Source organism: Pseudomonas sp. MF6767 (genome assembly GCF_016405475.1).
Classification (GTDB): Bacteria; Pseudomonadota; Gammaproteobacteria; order Pseudomonadales; family Pseudomonadaceae; genus Aquipseudomonas; species Aquipseudomonas paracarnis.
In genome coordinates, this window is sequence record NZ_JAEKCY010000010.1 from 153,006 (window position 1) to 170,251 (window position 17,246).

The 17,246-nt window shown below is 60.3% G+C and carries 17 protein-coding genes and 1 pseudogene; 11 read left to right on the plus strand and 7 right to left on the minus strand.

Features of this window, described 5'->3' with window-relative positions; translation table 11 throughout:
* Positions 1-30: 30 nt before the first annotated feature.
* Positions 31-1,032 (plus strand): annotated as a pseudogene (locus tag JFT58_RS17445) (chitinase); the annotation flags it as partial.
* Positions 1,033-1,229: 197 nt separating this feature from the next.
* Here the strand turns inward: JFT58_RS17445 and gudD are convergent.
* Positions 1,230-2,555 (minus strand): glucarate dehydratase, encoded by a 1,326-nt coding sequence (gene gudD, locus JFT58_RS17450; protein ID WP_054896293.1) that lies wholly within the window; start codon positions 2,553-2,555, stop codon positions 1,230-1,232.
* Positions 2,556-2,574: 19 nt separating this feature from the next.
* Complete coding sequence (locus JFT58_RS17455) at positions 2,575-3,924, minus strand: MFS transporter (RefSeq protein WP_054896361.1); 1,350 nt, start codon at positions 3,922-3,924, stop codon at positions 2,575-2,577.
* A gap of 336 nt (positions 3,925-4,260) precedes the next feature.
* Between JFT58_RS17455 and JFT58_RS17460 the strand changes: the two genes are divergently transcribed.
* From JFT58_RS17460 to JFT58_RS17490, 7 genes are all read left to right on the plus strand, one after another.
* Positions 4,261-4,974 (plus strand): FadR/GntR family transcriptional regulator, encoded by a 714-nt coding sequence (locus JFT58_RS17460; RefSeq protein WP_032896089.1) that lies wholly within the window; start codon positions 4,261-4,263, stop codon positions 4,972-4,974.
* Positions 4,975-4,984: 10 nt separating this feature from the next.
* Entirely contained in the window at positions 4,985-5,680 is a 696-nt protein-coding gene (locus JFT58_RS17465; protein ID WP_054896292.1) for a tRNA (adenine(22)-N(1))-methyltransferase, read from the plus strand.
* Between the two features lie 67 nt (positions 5,681-5,747).
* A complete protein-coding gene (locus tag JFT58_RS17470; RefSeq protein WP_034126187.1) occupies positions 5,748-6,374 on the plus strand; it encodes a glutathione S-transferase family protein in 627 nt (208 codons plus the stop codon).
* 204 nt (positions 6,375-6,578) lie between these two features.
* Positions 6,579-8,309 (plus strand): OPT family oligopeptide transporter, encoded by a 1,731-nt coding sequence (locus JFT58_RS17475; RefSeq protein ID WP_054896291.1) that lies wholly within the window; start codon positions 6,579-6,581, stop codon positions 8,307-8,309.
* A gap of 110 nt (positions 8,310-8,419) precedes the next feature.
* A complete protein-coding gene (locus tag JFT58_RS17480) occupies positions 8,420-9,160 on the plus strand; it encodes a BPL-N domain-containing protein (protein WP_054896290.1) in 741 nt (246 codons plus the stop codon).
* A gap of 137 nt (positions 9,161-9,297) precedes the next feature.
* Complete coding sequence (locus JFT58_RS17485; protein WP_034126190.1) at positions 9,298-10,704, plus strand: amino acid permease; 1,407 nt, start codon at positions 9,298-9,300, stop codon at positions 10,702-10,704.
* A 22-nt stretch (positions 10,705-10,726) separates the two neighbouring features.
* Positions 10,727-11,812 carry a GlxA family transcriptional regulator gene (locus JFT58_RS17490; protein ID WP_054896289.1) on the plus strand — a complete coding sequence of 362 codons (1,086 nt, stop codon included), beginning with the start codon at positions 10,727-10,729 and terminating at the stop codon, positions 11,810-11,812.
* A gap of 144 nt (positions 11,813-11,956) precedes the next feature.
* Here the strand turns inward: JFT58_RS17490 and JFT58_RS17495 are convergent, their stop codons facing one another.
* On the minus strand, positions 11,957-12,337 hold the full coding sequence (locus tag JFT58_RS17495; protein WP_034126192.1) for a cupin domain-containing protein: 381 nt from the start codon (positions 12,335-12,337) through the stop codon (positions 11,957-11,959).
* Positions 12,338-12,523: 186 nt separating this feature from the next.
* Here JFT58_RS17495 and JFT58_RS17500 point away from each other — a divergent pair, with 186 nt between their 5' ends.
* Positions 12,524-13,240 carry a class I SAM-dependent methyltransferase gene (locus JFT58_RS17500; protein ID WP_054896288.1) on the plus strand — a complete coding sequence of 239 codons (717 nt, stop codon included), beginning with the start codon at positions 12,524-12,526 and terminating at the stop codon, positions 13,238-13,240.
* 36 nt (positions 13,241-13,276) lie between these two features.
* On the opposite strand, the gene JFT58_RS17505 is transcribed toward JFT58_RS17500, so the two are convergent.
* A complete protein-coding gene (locus JFT58_RS17505) occupies positions 13,277-13,642 on the minus strand; it encodes a hypothetical protein (RefSeq protein ID WP_054896287.1) in 366 nt (121 codons plus the stop codon).
* A gap of 314 nt (positions 13,643-13,956) precedes the next feature.
* A complete protein-coding gene (locus tag JFT58_RS17510; protein ID WP_229999432.1) occupies positions 13,957-14,610 on the minus strand; it encodes a cytochrome b in 654 nt (217 codons plus the stop codon).
* 329 nt (positions 14,611-14,939) lie between these two features.
* Between JFT58_RS17510 and JFT58_RS17515 the strand changes: the two genes are divergently transcribed.
* Positions 14,940-15,668: a hypothetical protein gene (locus tag JFT58_RS17515; protein ID WP_054896285.1), complete on the plus strand. Its 729-nt coding sequence runs from the start codon at positions 14,940-14,942 to the stop codon at positions 15,666-15,668.
* 85 nt (positions 15,669-15,753) lie between these two features.
* Here the strand turns inward: JFT58_RS17515 and JFT58_RS17520 are convergent, their stop codons facing one another.
* Complete coding sequence (locus JFT58_RS17520; RefSeq protein WP_054896284.1) at positions 15,754-16,296, minus strand: GNAT family N-acetyltransferase; 543 nt, start codon at positions 16,294-16,296, stop codon at positions 15,754-15,756.
* A gap of 160 nt (positions 16,297-16,456) precedes the next feature.
* Between JFT58_RS17520 and JFT58_RS17525 the strand changes: the two genes are divergently transcribed.
* Positions 16,457-16,690, plus strand: a complete 234-nt coding sequence (locus JFT58_RS17525) for a hypothetical protein (RefSeq protein WP_003192651.1) — start codon at positions 16,457-16,459, stop codon at positions 16,688-16,690.
* A 6-nt stretch (positions 16,691-16,696) separates the two neighbouring features.
* Here JFT58_RS17525 and JFT58_RS17530 read toward each other — a convergent pair whose 3' ends face one another.
* Positions 16,697-17,191 (minus strand): GNAT family N-acetyltransferase, encoded by a 495-nt coding sequence (locus JFT58_RS17530; protein WP_054896283.1) that lies wholly within the window; start codon positions 17,189-17,191, stop codon positions 16,697-16,699.
* Positions 17,192-17,246 lie beyond the last annotated feature (55 nt).

Genomic DNA, 17,246 nt, shown 5'->3' on the forward strand with positions numbered 1-17,246 from the left:
TTAAACCCACACGTTCTGAAGGATTAGAACATGTCAAAGATTGACTTTACCTCACTGCAATTGCCGCTCAACGATGCCGCTTCGCCGATGCCGAGCATTGCCGGCAAAAAGATCCTCATGGGCTTCTGGCACAACTGGCCTGCCGGCCCGAGCGATGGCTACCAGCGTGGCCAGTTCGCCAATATGAGCCTGGTGGATGTGCCAAAGGATTACAACGTGGTGGCCGTGGCCTTCATGAAGGGCAACGGTATCCCAACCTTCACCCCGTACAAGCTGTCCGACGCCGAGTTCCGTCGCCAGGTGGGTGTGCTGAACAGCCAGGGCAGGGCGGTGCTGATTTCCCTTGGCGGCGCCGATGCACACATCGAACTGCATAAAGGCAACGAACAGCCACTGGCCAGCGAGATTATCCGCCTGGTGGAAACCTATGGCTTTGATGGCCTGGATATCGATCTTGAACAGAGCGCGATTGATTTCGCCGACAACAAGACTGTCCTGCCCGCCGCCTTGAAACTGGTCAAGGACCACTACGCAGGTCAAGGCAAACACTTCATCATCAGCATGGCACCGGAGTTTCCGTACCTCACCACCGCCGGCAAATACGTCGGTTACATCCAGGCGCTGGAAGGCTATTACGACTTCATCGCCCCGCAGTATTACAACCAGGGGGGCGACGGCATCTGGGTGCAGGAGGTCAACAATGGCAACGGCGCCTGGATTGCCCAGAACAACGACGCGATGAAGGAGGATTTCCTGTTTTACCTCACCGAAAGTCTGGTGAGCGGAACGCGCGGGTTTACCAAGATCCCGGCAGACAAGTTCGTCATTGGCCTGCCCGCCAACGTCGATGCGGCTGCCACCGGTTATGTGATCAACCCGACAGCCGTGACCAATACATTCAAGCGTTTGCACGACAAAGGATTGTCGATCAAGGGCCTGATGACCTGGTCGGTGAATTGGGACAACGGGATCAACAAAGACCATGTGCCCTACAACTGGGAGTTCAGCCGCCGTTATGGGCCGATGATCAATGGCACTGATCTCGCTGGCCTGGAGCAGGAAGAGGCGGATCTGGAGATCGCCAATCGGCAGTAGCGCAAAAGGGGCCTCTGGCAGACGTGCCAGAGGTCAAACAGCTAAGCTTCTGATCTGACTAAAATCCGATGCCTGTTTGGGCATCGGATTTTTTGCGTCACGCTCAAATTGCGCTGAGCATTCCTAAAGCCGATTTACCGCACCAGACAAGGCCGCTTGTTATCAAAGCCCCAACCTGGGATCAGAAACTGCATCGCCACACTGTCATCCCGGGCTCCAAGGCCCATGCCTTTGTACAGTTCATGAGCCTTGGCCACCGCGTCCATATCGATATCCACACCCAGGCCAGGCTTGGCCGGCACCTTCACATAGCCCCCTTCAATCTTCAACGGCTCCCGCGTCAGGCGCTGGCCGTCCTGCCAGATCCAGTGGGTGTCGATGGCGGTGATCTCGCCCGGTGCGGCCGCCGCCACCTGGGTGAACATTGCCAGGGAAATATCAAAGTGGTTGTTGGAATGCGAGCCCCAGGTCAGGCCCCACTCGTTGCACATTTGCGCGACGCGCACCGAGCCCTGCATGGTCCAGAAGTGCGGGTCGGCGAGGGGAATGTCCACTGATTGCAGCTGGATGGCGTGGCCCATTTCACGCCAGTCCGTGGCGACCATGTTGGTGGCGGTTTTCAGGCCCGTGGCGCGGCGGAATTCGGCCATGACTTCGCGGCCCGAGTAGCCGTTTTCTGCGCCGCAGGGGTCTTCGGCGTAGGCCAGCACATGATGCTGGTCGCGGCACAGGCGGATGGCTTCTTTCAACGACCATGCGCCGTTGGGGTCAAGGGTGATGCGCGCATCGGGAAAACGCTCGGCCAGCGCAGTGACGGCTTCGATTTCTGCGTCGCCACTCAATACGCCGCCCTTGAGCTTGAAATCGTTGAAGCCATATTTGGCCTTGGCCGCTTCGGCCAGGCGCACTACCGCGTCGGCAGTCAGGGCTGTTTCATGACGCAGGCGGAACCACTCATCGTCGGCGTCGGCCTCGTTGCGGTAGGCCAGGTCGGTGGCGTTGCGATCCCCCACATAGAACAGGTAGCCGAGCATCTTCACCGCATCGCGTTGCTGGCCTTCGCCAAGCAAGGCGGCCACCGGCACTTCGAGAAACTGGCCCAGCAGGTCGAGCAGCGCGGCCTCCATGGCGGTGACGGCGTGGATGGTGATGCGCAGGTCGAAGGTTTGCAGGCCGCGACCCGCGCTGTCTCGGGACGCAAAGGTGCTGCGCATCTGGTTGAGGACGCGCTGGTACTGGCCAATCGGCTGGCCGATCACTAGGCCGCGGGCATCCTCCAGGGTTTGGCGAATGCGCTCGCCGCCGGGTACTTCGCCCACGCCAGTGTTGCCGCTGCTGTCCTTGAGGATGACGATATTGCGCGTGAAGTAGGGGCCGTGGGCGCCGCTGAGGTTCAGCAACATGCTGTCGTGGCCGGCGACGGGGACGACTTGGAAGTGAGTGACTACAGGGGTATTCATGGCAAGTTCCTGGCTGAGTTCAAAGAGGTTTGCTGATGGCGGCACCGCTGGGCACGGCCAACACGGCAGAGGGTGAGGTCTTGGCAAAGAACACCAGGATGGCCGCGAGCACCGAGGTGCAGGCCAGGCCATACAGCCCGCCCTGGATCGATCCGGTGGTCTGCTCCAGAAAGCCAAAGGTAGTCGGCGCCACAAAGCCGCCCAGGTTGCCGATGGAGTTGATCAGCGCGATCACGGCGGCGGCGATGCGCGCATCCAGGTAGCCCTGGGGGATCGGCCAGAACAGCGACGACGCAGACTTGAACCCGATGGCCGCAAAACAGATCGCCACGAAAGCGAAGATCGGCCCGCCGGTGGTGGACATGAACATGCCGGCCGCCGCGATCAGCAGGGCCGCCGCGACCCAGGCCTGCTGGAACTTGAACTTGCCCGACAGCGACGCGAAGGCGTACATGGCAATGATCGAGATCAGCCAGGGGATCGAGTTGAAGAAACCGACCTGCACATCACTCAAGTCACCCATCTTCTTGATGATGCTCGGCAGCCAGAAGGTGGCGGCGTAGATCGTCAATTGAATGCAAAAGTACAGGGCGCAAAACAGCAGGATCTGGCGGTCCTTGAGCAGCTTGCCGAGGGTGGGTTTCACCGTGGTCAGGGCTTCGCGATCACGTTGCTCCTGATCGATGGCGCCCACCAGCGCATCCTGCTCTTCGCGGCTCAACCACTTGGCGTCGTGGGGCTTGGAGTCGAGCCAGAACCACACGAAGAAGCCCAGCGCCACCGAGGCCAGGCCCTCGATGCCGAACATCCATTGCCAGCCATGCAAACCAAAGCCTTCGATCTGCAACAACGCGCCCGACAACGGCCCGGAGATCAATGACGCCACCGCCGAACCACTGAGGAAGATCGCGATGGCCTTGCCACGCTCCACGCCGGGCAACCAGCGCGTGAAGTAATAGATCACGCCGGGGAAGAAACCGGCTTCCGCCACACCCAGCAGGAAACGCAGGATGTAGAAGTGGGTTTCGTTCTGGATAAACGCCATAAGCGTGGCGACGATGCCCCAGGTGAACATGATGCGTGTCAGCCAGATACGCGCGCCGACTTTCTGCAGGAGCATATTGGACGGCACTTCGAACAGCGCATAGCCAATGAAGAATAGCCCGGCGCCGAAGCCGTAGGCCGCTGCGCCGATTCCCAGGTCATGCTCCATGTGTGTGCGCACGAAGCCGATATTGACCCGGTCGATGTAGTTGAGGATGAACATGACCACGAACAGTGGAAGCACATGGCCCTTCACTTTGCTCACGGCGCGGGCGAGCGCTGAATCACTTTCGGGTACGGCAGATGCTGGGCTTGAATGCTTCACGAATGAAAACTCCCCCTGATTATTTTTATGCGGGTTTGGTGTTTTGTTGACAGACATCATACAAGTTGTTTTTTAAAGGCCGCAATCCTGTCAGGGCTGTTTTTGTTCTTATAAGCCGGTATTGAGGTTGGCTATTTTGGTTATTTGCCAGATTTTATTGGGTTTTGCCCCGCTAGTGACGGCTCGGGGTGTGCGCTTCTCTCGAAGCGAAGACAGGGTCGGGTGAGGTGGGATGATTGTGTTGTCATACAAGTTGGGTGTTTTTCGCCGCCACCCGTCGCCCCGTGCGTTCAGGGTGATAAGCTCCCCCCAGCCCAACCCCGTGGACCCGTCTCGATGCCGATTAAAAGCACACCGCCTGTGCGTAAACGTTCCGCCAACCTGGCCCAGGGCGTGGTCGAGGCACTGACCCAGCGCATCCAGTTGGGACAACTCAAGCCGGGTGAAAAACTGCCGTCCGAATCCACCATCGTGCTTGAGCATGGGGTGAGCCGTACCGTGGTGCGTGAGGCCTTGTCCAAGCTGCAGGCGTCGGGGCTGGTGGAGACGCGTCACGGCATCGGCACCTTTGTGCTGGAGCAGCACACGCAGCCGGGCCTGCGCTTGCATGTGGACACGGTCGCCAGCGTGCGCAACATGCTCGAATTGCGCCTGGGTCTGGAAGTGCAAGCGGTGGCGTTGGCCGCGCTGCGCAGGAGCGAGGCACAACTGGCCCACATGCGCCAGGCACTGGACGACTACCAAGCCTCCCTGGCCAACAACGACAGCTGTGTGGAGGAGGACAAGCGCTTTCACCAACTGATCGCCGAAGCCACCGGCAATACGTTTTTCACCGACATCATGCAGCACCTGGGCACGGCGATGATTCCGCGCACCCAGGTGAATGCCGTCGAGCGCGGCGGCGCGGACTTTGCCCAACTGGGGCAGTTGGCGAACCTGGAACACGAGGCCATCTACAACGCTATCAAGCGCCAGGACCCGGACGCCGCACGGGCGGCCATGGTGCTGCACTTGACCAACAGCCGGGATCGATTTTCCGGGCACTCTTAAGGAATCACCGTTGAACGAACACACTTTGTCGCAGCGCCTGGAGCGCGTGGCCGCGCACATACCCGCGGGTGCCCGCCTGGCCGATATCGGCTCAGACCACGCCTACCTGCCGGTGGCGTTGATGCGCCGTGGCGCTATTGCGGCGGCCGTGGCGGGGGAAGTGGCCGCTACGCCGTTTCAGGCGGCCAACCGTACCGTGGCCGACAATGGCCTGACGCAGCACATCACCGTGCGCCTGGCCGATGGTTTGGCGGCGATTGAAGCGGGCGATGACATTACCGCTGTCAGCCTGTGCGGCATGGGTGGCGAGACGATCCGCGACATTCTCGACAGCGGCAGGGCGCGGTTGAACGGGCGGGAACGCCTGATCCTGCAACCCAATGGCGGTGAGCAGCCGCTGCGTCAATGGTTGATGGAGAACGGCTACCAGATCCTCCATGAAGAGTTGCTGCGGGAAAACCGCTTCTACTACGAAATCATTGTCGCCGAACGCGCCGAGGCGATGACCTATACCGCCGAGCAGCTGTACTTCGGTCCGTTGCAAATGCAGGCGCGTAGCCCGGAATTCCTGGCGAAGTGGCAACGTATATTGCGCGAGAAACGCAAGACATTGGCCAGCCTCGAACAGGCGCGGCAGGCGGTGCCCAAGCAGAAAGTGCAGGAGATCGTGCAGCAGGTGAAGTGGATCGATCAGTTGCTCGCCTGAACCACATTCACGGCACTTCACCGCTACGCTGTAGTCTTCTCTTAAATCCCCCCAAGGTGTTGCCTCGATGATCACTGTTCACCACCTCAACAACTCCCGCTCGCAACGTATCCTGTGGGCGCTTGAAGAACTGGGCCTGCCCTACGACATCAAGCGCTACCAGCGCGACGCCAAGACCAACCTGGCTCCGCCTGAACTCAAGGCCATTCACCCGCTGGGCAAATCCCCGGTGATCGAAGACGGTTCCCGCGTGCTGATCGAATCTGCTGCGATCATCGACTACCTCATCCGCCGCCACGGCAACGGCCAACTGCAACCCGACCCGGCCACCGACGCCTACGACAGCTATGTGCAATGGCTGCATTTTGCCGAAGGCTCGGCGATGTTGCCGTTGATGCTCAACCTTTATGTGGGACGGCTGGGTGAAGCAGGCGCACCGCTGCATCCGCGGATTGAATCGGAGCTGGCCAACTACCTGGGCTACCTGAATGACGTGCTGGGCCACACGCCGTACCTGGTGGGCGACGCACTCAGCGGCGCGGATATTCAGATGAGCTTTATCGGCGAAGTCGCCCAGGCCCAGGGCAAATTGCAGGCCTACCCGAACTTGGCCGCGTGGCTGCAAAAGCTCCAGGCGCGCCCGGCATACCGCAAGGCGGTGGAGCGGGGCGGGGAATACGCGTTCGCCAAATAGCGGGCCCACCGACACCGCCTCCTGTAGGAGCGAGCTTGCTCGCGAAAAACGTCAACGATAACGCGTGTTTCCTGGATGAACGCGGCGCCTTTGGGTTTTTCGCGAGCAAGCTCGCTCCTACAGAACCCGTTTCGGCAGGTGAACCTTCGAGTCTTCCAGTGCTCACTTAAAAGGTGGCACTGGCTTTTCTCGAAAGGAATCTGCATGCACTCCACCTCGTCAATCGCGCCCGTAGAGCGCGAGCTGAGCCTGCGGGCAGTCATCACCGGGATCGTACTGGGCATCCTGCTGACCCCTTCCAATGTCTATGCAGGCTTGAAGATCGGCTGGTCGTTCAATATGTCGATCATCGCCTTGCTGATCGGTTATGGCCTCTGGCAAGGCCTGGCCCGGCGTTCCGCTGAACACCTGCCGTGGACCCTGCACGAGAGTAATATCAACCAGACCGTGGCCTCTGCCGCGGCGTCGATCATTTCCGGCGGGCTGGTCGCGCCCATCCCGGCTTATACCTTGCTCACCGGCAACCAACTGGCAGCGCTGCCGATGATCGCCTGGGTGTTCTCGGTAAGTTTCCTGGGGATCTGGATCGCGTGGTACCTGCGGCCTTCATTGCTCAATGACAAGGCACTGAAGTTTCCCGAAGGCATGGCCACCCTGGAGACCCTGCTGCACATCTACAACCATGGTCGCGAAGCCGCCACGCGCTTGAAAGTGCTGCTCGGCGCAGCGTTGTTGTCCGGGCTGGTCAAGTGGGTGGATACCTTTATGTGGGCCTTCCCACGCTGGTCGCCGAACGCCCAGTTGGAGCGCCTGACCTTCACCGCCGACCCCTCTCTGCTGTTGCTGGGGTTCGGCGGCATCATCGGCATTCGCGTGGGCCTGACCCTGCTGCTCGGCGCCTTGCTGGCATGGGGCGGGCTGGGGCCGTGGCTGTTGGCCAACGGCCTGGTGAGCCTGCCCGCCGACAGCAGCGGCCCGCAATTTGCCGCGCTGGTGGAGTGGCTGCTGTGGCCCGGCGTGAGCCTGATGGTGTGTTCCACCCTGGCGTCCCTGGCGATTCGCCTGTGGGCGTTGCATCGCTCAACCCGAGCGGCTGGCGGCACGCCTTGGGAGGTTCCCAAGCCTGGGCCTGCCGTGGGGTTCGCGCTGGCGATCGTGTTGGTGGTGAGCCTGCAAGCGCTGTTGTTCGGTATCAACCTTGGGATGGCGCTGCTAACCATTCCCCTGGCGATCTGCCTGGCCGCCGTGGCGGCGCGGGTGGTGGGGGCGACCGGTATTCCGCCGATTGGCGCCATCGGGCAACTGTCTCAGCTGAGTTTTGGCATCGTTGCGCCGGGCCAGGTGCCGATCAACCTGATGAGCGCCAACACCGCCGGCGGTTCGGCGGGGCAGTGCACAGACCTGATGAATGACTTCAAGGTGGGCAAAGCGATTGGCGCGACGCCGCACAAACAGGTTATCGCCCAGATTCTCGGGGTTTTTGTCGGCAGCGTCGTCGGCGTATTCGCGTACCTGGCGTTGATCCCCGACCCTCAAACCATGCTGCTCACCGAACAGTGGCCAGCCCCGGCCGTCGCCACCTGGAAAGCCGTGGCTCAAACCCTGACCCACGGTTTGGATTCACTGTCCCCCAGCATCCGCTGGGCCATTGCTATTGCAAGCCTGTGCGGCGTACTGCTGGGCATACTCGACAGCACATTACCCACCCATCGCGCCCGCTACTTGCCCAGTGCGGCAGCCTTGGGACTGGCGTTTGTCTTGCCTGCGTCGGTGTCGCTGATGATGGCCCTTGGCGCGATCATGACCTGGGCCGTGAGCTGTCGCTGGCCAAGTGTGACGCAGCGCTTTGCGATCACGGCAGCGGCGGGGCTGATCGCCGGTGAGAGCATTACTGGCGTGGGCGCGTCGTTATGGCAGATGCTGGGAAGTGGATAAATGGCCCTCGTGGATTTACAACTCTTCACGAATTCAAAAGGCTCACCGTTATAGGCTTGGCGCTGCGACCACTGGATCAAACCCATTCAACTGACCGTTGAGCCTAGCCCATGAAACTGCCTGCCATCGCTGCCACGTTTCTCGCCGTTGCTACGCTGCATCCTTTACCCGTACACGGCGCAGGCCCCGTCACCCATGTCGCCATCTACCGAGGCCCGGCAGGCTGCCCCGACTGCTCGGAAAACGTGAAAACCGCCCTGCAGCGCCTGGACCCCAATTACCAGATCGACTTCGTCGGCGCCGACGAACCCATCGACATCACTCCACAAAACCTGGCGCGCTATGACCTCTACGTGCAGCCCGGTGGCGGCCAGGACATCCCGGCCGCCCTCGACAGCCTGGGCGATGCGCGTGCCGAAGCCATCCGCGATTACGTCGCCAAAGGCGGCCGCTACCTGGGCCTGTGCATGGGCGCCTACCTGGCCGACGACAACAACCTCGGCCTGATCCCCCAGGCGCTTGATACCGAAGCTGGCCGTCCCGGTTTTGAAGTGTCCGGTATTGAGGACGCCGCCGTGCGGGTGACGTGGGACGGGCAACCCGACTCTGTGTTCTATCAGGACGGTCCGTATTTTCCCAAAGCCAATGCCACTGCGCCCTACAAGGTCATCGCCACCTACCACAATGGTGACGTGGCGGCGGCGCGCTATACCTACGAACGTGGCGTGGTGGTGCTGAGCGGGCCGCACCCGGAAGCCGGGCGGGAATGGTTTGAAAATGCCGATATCGAGCTGAGCAAGATGCCGCGTGGCGAGCTGTTCGGGTCGTTGATACGCAGCGCGCAAGAGTAGAGCACACCGCGCGTTGCCTCACGGTACCACTATCCCCATGTCGATATCAGGCACGATGGTGGCGTAACCAGGCTACTTGTGCCTGGCCTCGGGCACTTAAGGTGAAGGTCATTGGCCGCCCGAGAACAACAAAAACAATGACTAGCCTCAACTGCAACGATTCCAACGGTCAGCTTGCGCAGGGCTTCAAGCCGCGCCATGTGACCATGTTGTCCATCGCCGGCATCATCGGCGCGGGGTTGTTTGTCGGCTCCGGACACGCGATCGCCGCCGCCGGGCCAGCGGTGTTGCTGGCTTATCTGTTTTCCGGCCTGTTGGTGGTGCTGGTCATGCGCATGCTGGGGGAAATGGCGGTGGCACGCCCGGACACTGGCTCGTTTTCAACCTACGCCGACCAGGCCATCGGCCCTTGGGCGGGGTTCACCATCGGCTGGTTGTATTGGTGGTTCTGGGTGCTGGTCATTCCCATCGAAGCCTTGGCCGCCGGGCACGTGCTCAACCAGTGGTTCCCTCAGGTTGATGCGTGGCTGTTTGCGTTGATCTCAATCGTTTTGCTGGTGATCACCAATCTGTTCAGCGTGGCCAAATACGGCGAATTCGAATTCTGGTTCGCCATGGCCAAGGTGATTGCCATCGTCGGCTTTATCGGCCTGGGCTTCAGCGTCCTCATGGGCTGGATCCCGGATCGCGAAGCCAGCGGCTTGAGCCGCTTGATGGAGGAACACGGCGGGTTTGCTCCCAACGGCCTGTCGGCGGTGGTGGGCGCGTTCATTACCATCATGTTCAGCTTCATCGGCACTGAGGCGGTGACCATCGCCGCAGCCGAGTCGAGCAACCCGGCGCAGAACATCGCCAAGGCCACCCGTTCGGTGATCTGGCGCATTGGCGTGTTCTACCTGTTGTCGATCTCCGTCGTGATTTCCGTGGTGCCCTGGAACGATCCGCTGTTGGCCTCCGTGGGTTCCTATCAGCGCGCACTGGAAATTATGAACATCCCCAACGCCAAATTCATGGTCGATGTGGTGGTGTTGATCGCGGTAGCCAGTTGCATGAACTCCTCGATCTACATTTCTTCGCGCATGCTGTTTTCCCTGGGCAAACGCGGCGATGCGCCGCCGGCGCTTAAAATCACCTCGAAGGCGGGCGTGCCCAGGGCGGCGGTGATCGCCAGCACCATCATCGGTGCGGGCGTTACGTTGCTGAGCTACTTCATGCCGGCCGGTCTGTTCCAGTTCCTGCTCGCCAGCTCCGGGGCCATCGCGTTGTTGGTGTACCTGGTCATCGCTATCTCGCAACTGCGTATGCGTCGCTTGCTGCTTCGGCAGAACGTCGAACTGACCTTTCGCATGTGGCTGTTTCCGTGGCTGACTTACCTGGTGATCGTATTCATCTGCCTGGCCCTGGGGGTGATGATGGTGACGCCGGAACACCGCACCGAAGTGTCCTCGACCATTGGCCTGGCGTTGGTAATTTCCTTCATCGGCCTGGTCACGTCGCGCCAGCACAACCGGGCACCCAAGCCGGTGGCGCTGGAACATTCCTGATCACGCCTGTGGGGTAGCGGTGATGGAAACCGAGGCACCTGTTTGCCAGACCATCGGCTTTTTGCTGCTGGACCAATTCACCCTGATCTCGCTGTCGTGTGCGGTCGAGCCGCTGCGCATGGCCAACCAATTGGCGGGCGAAGAACTCTACCGTTGGCAAACCCTAAGTCTGGACGGCCAGCCGGTGTGGGCCAGCGATGGCGTGTCGGTGACCCCGGACGCGTGCGCGCAGGACCAGCGCGGCTTCGATGCGGTGATCGTGTGCGGCGGCGTGGGCATTCAACAGGCTATCAGCCCTGCGCTCATCGCCTGGTTGCGCAGCCAGGCGCGCCTGTACTGTAAACGTCTCGGCGCGGTGTGCACCGGCAGTTGGGCACTGGCCCAGGCGGGGTTGCTCGATGGCTTCCAGTGCAGCGTGCATTGGGAGCTGATGGCGTCGATGCAGGAGGCGTTTACCCGCGTCAAAGTCAGCTCCAGCGTATTCACGCTCGATGGCAACCGCTTTACCAGCTCTGGCGGCACTGCGCCGCTGGACATGATGCTGCACCTGATCGGCCGCGATCACGGGCACACGCTGTCGGCGGCGATTTCCCAGATGTTCGTGTACGAGCGCATTCGCAACGAGCGCGACCACCAACGCGTGCCGCTCAAACACCTGCTCGGCACGCAACAGCCCAAGCTGCAAGAAGTGGTCGCCCTGATGGAGTCCAACCTGGAAGAACCCATCGACCTCGACGAACTGGCCGCCTACGTGCACGTGTCCCGCCGCCAGTTGGAGCGCATGTTCCAGAAGCACCTGTACTGCACGCCATCGCGCTATTACCTCAAGCTGCGCCTGACCCGTGCGCGCCAGTTGCTGATGCAGACGCCCATTTCGATTGTCGAGCTGGCGGTGATTTGCGGCTTTGTGTCCACGCCGCATTTTTCCAAGTGCTACCGGGATTTCTTCGGCGTTGCGCCCAGCGATGAGCGCTCGGACATGCGCCTGCATCCGCCGCCTGCGTTACGGCCAGAGGGGCAATCCCGGGCCCCGCAACAGCCCAGGAATACACTGGAGCAGGCGCGCGACGAGCCGACGTTTGCTACGGTGCAGATTCAAAGGCGATAGGGCTTGGGGTTTTCCCGAATGCCAGTAGGAGCGAGCTCGCTCGCGAAAAACTCACAGGCGCCGCGCTCATTCAGGAAGCACGCGTTATCGTTGGCGTTTTTCGCGAGCAAGCTCGCTCCTACAGAAGGCAATAAGCCTCGGCGCTCAAATCCACTGGTCATTCAACGCGGTGCGCTCACCGCCTTCATGCCCGGTATTCAGAATGCCCCTAGGCTCGATCATCATCAGCCTGGCTTCACCTTCGGCCGCCGTCCTGTGCTCAATGCCACGCGGCACCACATACAACTCACCCGGCTTCACATACACCGGGCCCTCCGGCAGGTCGATACGCAGCGTGCCTTCAAGCACCAGGAACGCTTCATCGGTTTCGGGGTGCGAATGCCAAATGAATTCACCCTCGATACGCACCACCTTGAACTGGTAGTCGTTCATTTCGGCAACCACTCTTGGGCTCCATTGCTGATCGATGAGCGAAGCTTTGTGCGCGAGGTTTATCGGTTGGGCGGGTTGCTGTAGGTGAGTCATGCTGAGCCTTCCTGTCGGTGAGAAGGCCAGATTATCCGGGCCGACAGGTCATAGGCTTGTACGATCCTGCAACCCCCTCCACTCCTACGCCCCCGCATTCCCCACGGGAATGCAGCGCATAAAATTAATGCATTTTTCTTACTGCCACGGTTAACGTAATTTCCTTCAAGGCCACGGAGAACCGCCTTGAACTCATCCTCATCCAACCCTGCTGACAAATTCGATACCTCAAGAGCCAACGAGTACGCGCGACAAAGCCGTATCGCGTTGGCGGGCTATGACGCGTGCCAGGATCTGGCAGCCTGCATGCTCGCGGCGAGCCTTGGCGATGCCCCTTCGGCCAAGATACTGGTGGTCGGCGCCGGCGGTACGGCGCAGGAGATCATCGCCATGGCCAACCTTGAACCAGGCTGGTGCTTCATGGCGGTTGATCCCTCGCAGCCGATGCTGGACGCGGCAAGGCAGCAGTTGGAAGCCAACCACCTGCTTGATAGAACAACCCTGCATCTCGGGACGCTTGAAGACCTGGCAGCAGACGCGTCATACGACGCCGCCACCTTGATCGGTGTGCTCCACCATCTGGGGGGGGATGACGCCAAGGACCGGATGCTGCGATCGATTCGGGCGCACCTGAAACCGGGGGCACCGCTGATCGTCGCGGGCAATCATTACGCGTATGCCAGCCAGCCGTTGCTGCTGGCGGCATGGGGCCAACGCTGGCGTCAGCATGGCGCCACCCCGGACGAAGTGAAGGCCAAGCTCGGCAAAATCCTTCAAGGCGCTGACCCGCCCCATTCCGAGGCCGCGGTTCAGAAGCTGTTGCATGACGCTGGCTTCGGCGACGCGACGCGTTTCTTCAGCAGCCTTTTCTGGGGGGCTTGGTTGACGTGCAAGGTGGGGTAGCGAGGTCTCCCGTTGCTCAGTGAGCCGTGGCGCGATTCAGATCCCCCGGAGAGTAGCCAGCCGCCGACGCCAATCGCCGCCATGCCGAAGGTGGCATTCCTCTTCGGAGTCGAAACTGACGCAGCGGGCGATGTTCGGGACGTGCACGTCGGCGTCATCCAGCGCGGCGGTAGTCAGCTCGCGCATACGGGCGTCCCCGCCGGTCGCAAGGGCGCGAGCCTTGCTCGCAACGCTGTCGAACACCCAGATCACCCGCAGGCTTTGGGGAAACGCGTGGTAGTCGACGGTGTGGGTCAACCAGTCGAAGCCCGGAATTTCGACCTTTGCGATCTCGCAGGCGTCGGTCAGCGCCGCGATGAGACGGCGTTCGATACGGGCGTGGTCGCGTGAGGCAGGCGGCATAAAGGAAATCCGTGAATCCTGGGAGTGGGTTGGGGCATCAGGCGATAGGCTGATCAGAGCGGGCGTTATTGAAGCGCGGGGCGCAAGCGTTGCCACTCATTCAAGCAATCCTCGGCAACGATATCCGGGTATCCCCGTTTGTGTTCCATCGCCAACGCGGTGGAGAAGGGTACCGCAATGCAAGTGGCTTGGTCATTGCAGCGAAGTGTCATCGACCATCGGCCTGGTCACGGCGCGCCAGCATGGGCGGGCGATCAAGCCGGTGGTGTGGGAGCAATCCTGACAGCGCGGCCCTACCTTTGGGCCCCGTCACTTCAGTGCTGGCGCACCCCTCTTGTCATACGCCGCAGTACCTGCTTATCGCCCTGCCTATAGTGCATGACCACCGCCCCGACATGCCCGAGGATAAGCACCAGCATTGTCCAACCCAGCAAGCTATGAAAGTTGCTGCCCAGATCAACCATCCACTGGATTTTTTCCCCCTCGAACCCCTCCATGACCGGCACGCCAAACGCAGAAAAAGCCCGGCCGGAGCCGTACTGGCGGATCATCCCGATCAGCGGGATCAGGAACATCAGTGCATACAGCATGCCGTGCCCGGCGGCGGCGAAACGGCTGATGCTGAGTGGGCGCCGGTGTTGGTTCAGCAGACTCCAGCCGGCACGTAGGATCAGCAACACCAGTAATAACAACCCTACGGGTTTGTGAAAGGGCCACAGCCATTTATCCAGCGTTGAGTCTGATGCCAAGTAATGGGTTATGGCTGAGCAATAGATCCACGCAAACAACAGGAACATCAGCCAATGCACTGCTCGGCTTACCGAGTCGTAGTGTTCACGTGACCCAGCAGAGGGTGCGCAAGTCGTCATTGTCGTATCCTTCTGGCGAGTCGCCTTGCGTTCTTTTTCAAGCGCATTGAGGCGACAGATGATAAACGGCCAGAATGAATCTGGCGGTGACCAGATCATATACAAGGAGACACAGGCAGCGGTCGTGTCGAAACATCAAGAAAACATGCATCCCTCAGGGTGTGATCTGGATGCCCAACGGCATGGGCGTAGCCTGTTCAAATCCACCGAGCATTTTCAGCCGTACGCTCCCTACCTTCATGCCCGGTATTCAAAATGCCCCGTGGCGAGCCTTCGAGCACCAGGAATGCTTCGGGCGCGTGTTCGTTCTTGCGCAGGGCGTGGAACGATCAAAAGCTGTGGCGAGGGAGCTCGCTCCCGTGACGGTCTAAAGCTGACGCGTTTATGGTCGATAACCCGTATGAACCCGCTAATCAAGGACCGATTAAATGGCACTTTCCGTTAGCCCTGCCTATATGCCACCGGCCAATCTCAACCTCACGCCTTCTGAGCAGAAGCTCGTACCCCAGGCGTCGACGGACCCCGCCAAGCAAGCCCTGGCAAACGCCGGCCCCGCGGCCATTTACCATCCCAGTGAAGCCGCGACAACCACGGCACAACCCCCGGAGGCCGTTGATACCTGGGTCGGTCGCTCCGAATCGCCGCACTTTCCTCGCTTCGTCGACATGTTCAATGGCGCGCAAAGTGCGCTGAAAGCTTCCTTCCAGACATTCGAAGCGAACCTGGCAGCCACTGCGCCCGACCTGGCCAGCACCGGGTACGGTTTTACCGTTGAGGCTGACGGACGGCTGAAAGTGCTCGATACGGCTGGCCAGCTCAGCCGTGAGGCGACCGAGAGGCTGACGGTTCTGCTCAATCAATCCGTTGAGCTGAAAGCCACAGCCGTGGCCTACCGCAACGCCGCCATCGACATGGTAGACGCAGGTTCACCCTGGTCGGGAAGCACCCTGGGCTACTACAGCCTGACCAATGAAAACTTCGCCAGCACTATTGATCTGGCGCCCTTGCTCAGAACGCATGACCCGTCGGATATTAAAGCGGGCAGAAACCAGTTTTTCATAAACCAATTGTCTTCCAACGGGGAGCGCGCGACGCAAGAGACTGAGCGGGCGATGTTGGAGCGGCGTGCCGCCCAGGGGTTCAGCACCCAGGCTTGATCGGCGCAGCCTGCGGCTGTCGTCGAGGACCGATCGGCGGCAGTCAGCTCGCGCATGCGTGCGTCTGCCTCAGTGGCAGGGGCGCTTATTGTTCAGGGTTGATCAACGATCTCAACGTATGGTCCTCCCAGATGCCACCGATTTTCAGATAGGCTCGCGCATGTCCTTCCTTCTCAAACCCCAGCGACTCCAGAAGGCGTTCACTTCGCACATTGCGAGGCAAATGATTGGCCATGATCCGATGAAGACCCAACTGCTCAAAGCAGTGTTGATTAGTGACCTGAAGCGTTCTTTTCATCAGGCCACGGCCTTGGGCTGATTCCGCCAGCGAGAAGCCGAGATGACAGGCCTGAAAAACGCCCCTCACAATATTCGTGTAGTTACACCGCGCTAGGACCTCTCCGCTCTCCGGTTCAAGCAAGAGGAAGCACAGAGCGTTGCCAGCGTGCATATTGTTGACCTGTTGCTCGACCCTGGCCTTTGCGTTGCCCGTGGTGAAATACTCCTCGTCCCTGAGCGGCTCCCAGGGTTGCAGATGCCTGCGATTGACGCGTTCGTAACGGCTGATCCTCTCGAAATCGTCGCCCCACAATGGCCGAAGGCAGTAGCCCTCAACGCAATACTCCATAAACCCCTCCAGATTTACCAATGCCCCAATCTGACTGCGTAGCCGCAAAGAATAGCGCCGCTGCGCGTAAAGCGACCCCTTTCATGGCAAACAGGTCTACCATGCCAGCCCCGGCAGTGGTTCCACTCGCTCCCGAACTCCATTTTTCAAGGTAGCGATAATGTCCATCGACCAGATCTCCCTCCCCAAAGGCGTCGGCCCTCACGCCGCCAAGCTGCTTGACGCTATTACTGGCGCCTCCACCCATGAAGAACTCAACCGTGCTGGCGGTAAAGCCGAGGGTTTTGTGCTGGGGCTGGAGGCCACCAAGGCGATCAAAAGCCAAATCGCAGAGTCGCTGTATGTGGCGTATGACGACGCGGCGAGCAATCGGGCGGGTGAACTGAAGGGCTAGTGCACCTCAGCCCATGGTTCCGGAATGAGCGCCAATCGCCGGACTAGGCTGACGAACATAATAATTGTCGAACTCACTGCTTTCGATGAACTGGAAGCCATGGCGGGTATAAAAGCGATTCGAAGCGCTTTCTTTGAGAGCCCCTACTTTGATAGGCAGCGCAGCCGCATCCGCCTCTTTGAAAATCTGAGTGAGAACAGCAGACCCCACCCCTGACCCTTGCGCGCTCGGCCTTACATACAAGTGGTCGAGCAAGAGTTCATTGGGGTGATGTTTCACCACTACGAAACCCACCCGCTCTCCAGATGCCTCGATATAGCGTGTGTCGCGAGCTTCAAAGCCGCCAAGAAACCGCTCCCGCGCACGCACAGGGTCAAATCGCCCAACACGCTCCAGACTTTCGCGCATGGCCTCGATTCGAATAGCTACCAGATTATCCAAGTCGCTTTGTTGAACTGGGGCCAAAGTGATGGGGGAATTTTGATTGGGTGCGACGGGCATATTGGGTGCTCGAACTACCATCCTGGGGGCTCAGTATAGATAGCCTGATACTGAT

What these genes read in the sequence shown, in the direction of transcription:
- gudD (WP_054896293.1), bottom strand. Translation starts at nt 2,555, where the DNA reads ATGAATACCCCTGTAGTCACTCACTTCCAAGTCGTCCCCGTCGCCGGC.
- JFT58_RS17460 (WP_032896089.1), top strand. Translation starts at nt 4,261, where the DNA reads ATGCCGATTAAAAGCACACCGCCTGTGCGTAAACGTTCCGCCAACCTG.
- JFT58_RS17470 (WP_034126187.1), top strand. Translation starts at nt 5,748, where the DNA reads ATGATCACTGTTCACCACCTCAACAACTCCCGCTCGCAACGTATCCTG.
- JFT58_RS17475 (WP_054896291.1), top strand. Translation starts at nt 6,579, where the DNA reads ATGCACTCCACCTCGTCAATCGCGCCCGTAGAGCGCGAGCTGAGCCTG.
- JFT58_RS17480 (WP_054896290.1), top strand. Translation starts at nt 8,420, where the DNA reads ATGAAACTGCCTGCCATCGCTGCCACGTTTCTCGCCGTTGCTACGCTG.
- JFT58_RS17485 (WP_034126190.1), top strand. Translation starts at nt 9,298, where the DNA reads ATGACTAGCCTCAACTGCAACGATTCCAACGGTCAGCTTGCGCAGGGC.
- JFT58_RS17490 (WP_054896289.1), top strand. Translation starts at nt 10,727, where the DNA reads ATGGAAACCGAGGCACCTGTTTGCCAGACCATCGGCTTTTTGCTGCTG.
- JFT58_RS17495 (WP_034126192.1), bottom strand. Translation starts at nt 12,337, where the DNA reads ATGACTCACCTACAGCAACCCGCCCAACCGATAAACCTCGCGCACAAA.
- JFT58_RS17505 (WP_054896287.1), bottom strand. Translation starts at nt 13,642, where the DNA reads ATGCCGCCTGCCTCACGCGACCACGCCCGTATCGAACGCCGTCTCATC.
- JFT58_RS17510 (WP_229999432.1), bottom strand. Translation starts at nt 14,610, where the DNA reads ATGATCTGGTCACCGCCAGATTCATTCTGGCCGTTTATCATCTGTCGC.
- JFT58_RS17515 (WP_054896285.1), top strand. Translation starts at nt 14,940, where the DNA reads ATGGCACTTTCCGTTAGCCCTGCCTATATGCCACCGGCCAATCTCAAC.
- JFT58_RS17520 (WP_054896284.1), bottom strand. Translation starts at nt 16,296, where the DNA reads ATGGAGTATTGCGTTGAGGGCTACTGCCTTCGGCCATTGTGGGGCGAC.
- JFT58_RS17525 (WP_003192651.1), top strand. Translation starts at nt 16,457, where the DNA reads ATGTCCATCGACCAGATCTCCCTCCCCAAAGGCGTCGGCCCTCACGCC.
- JFT58_RS17530 (WP_054896283.1), bottom strand. Translation starts at nt 17,191, where the DNA reads ATGCCCGTCGCACCCAATCAAAATTCCCCCATCACTTTGGCCCCAGTT.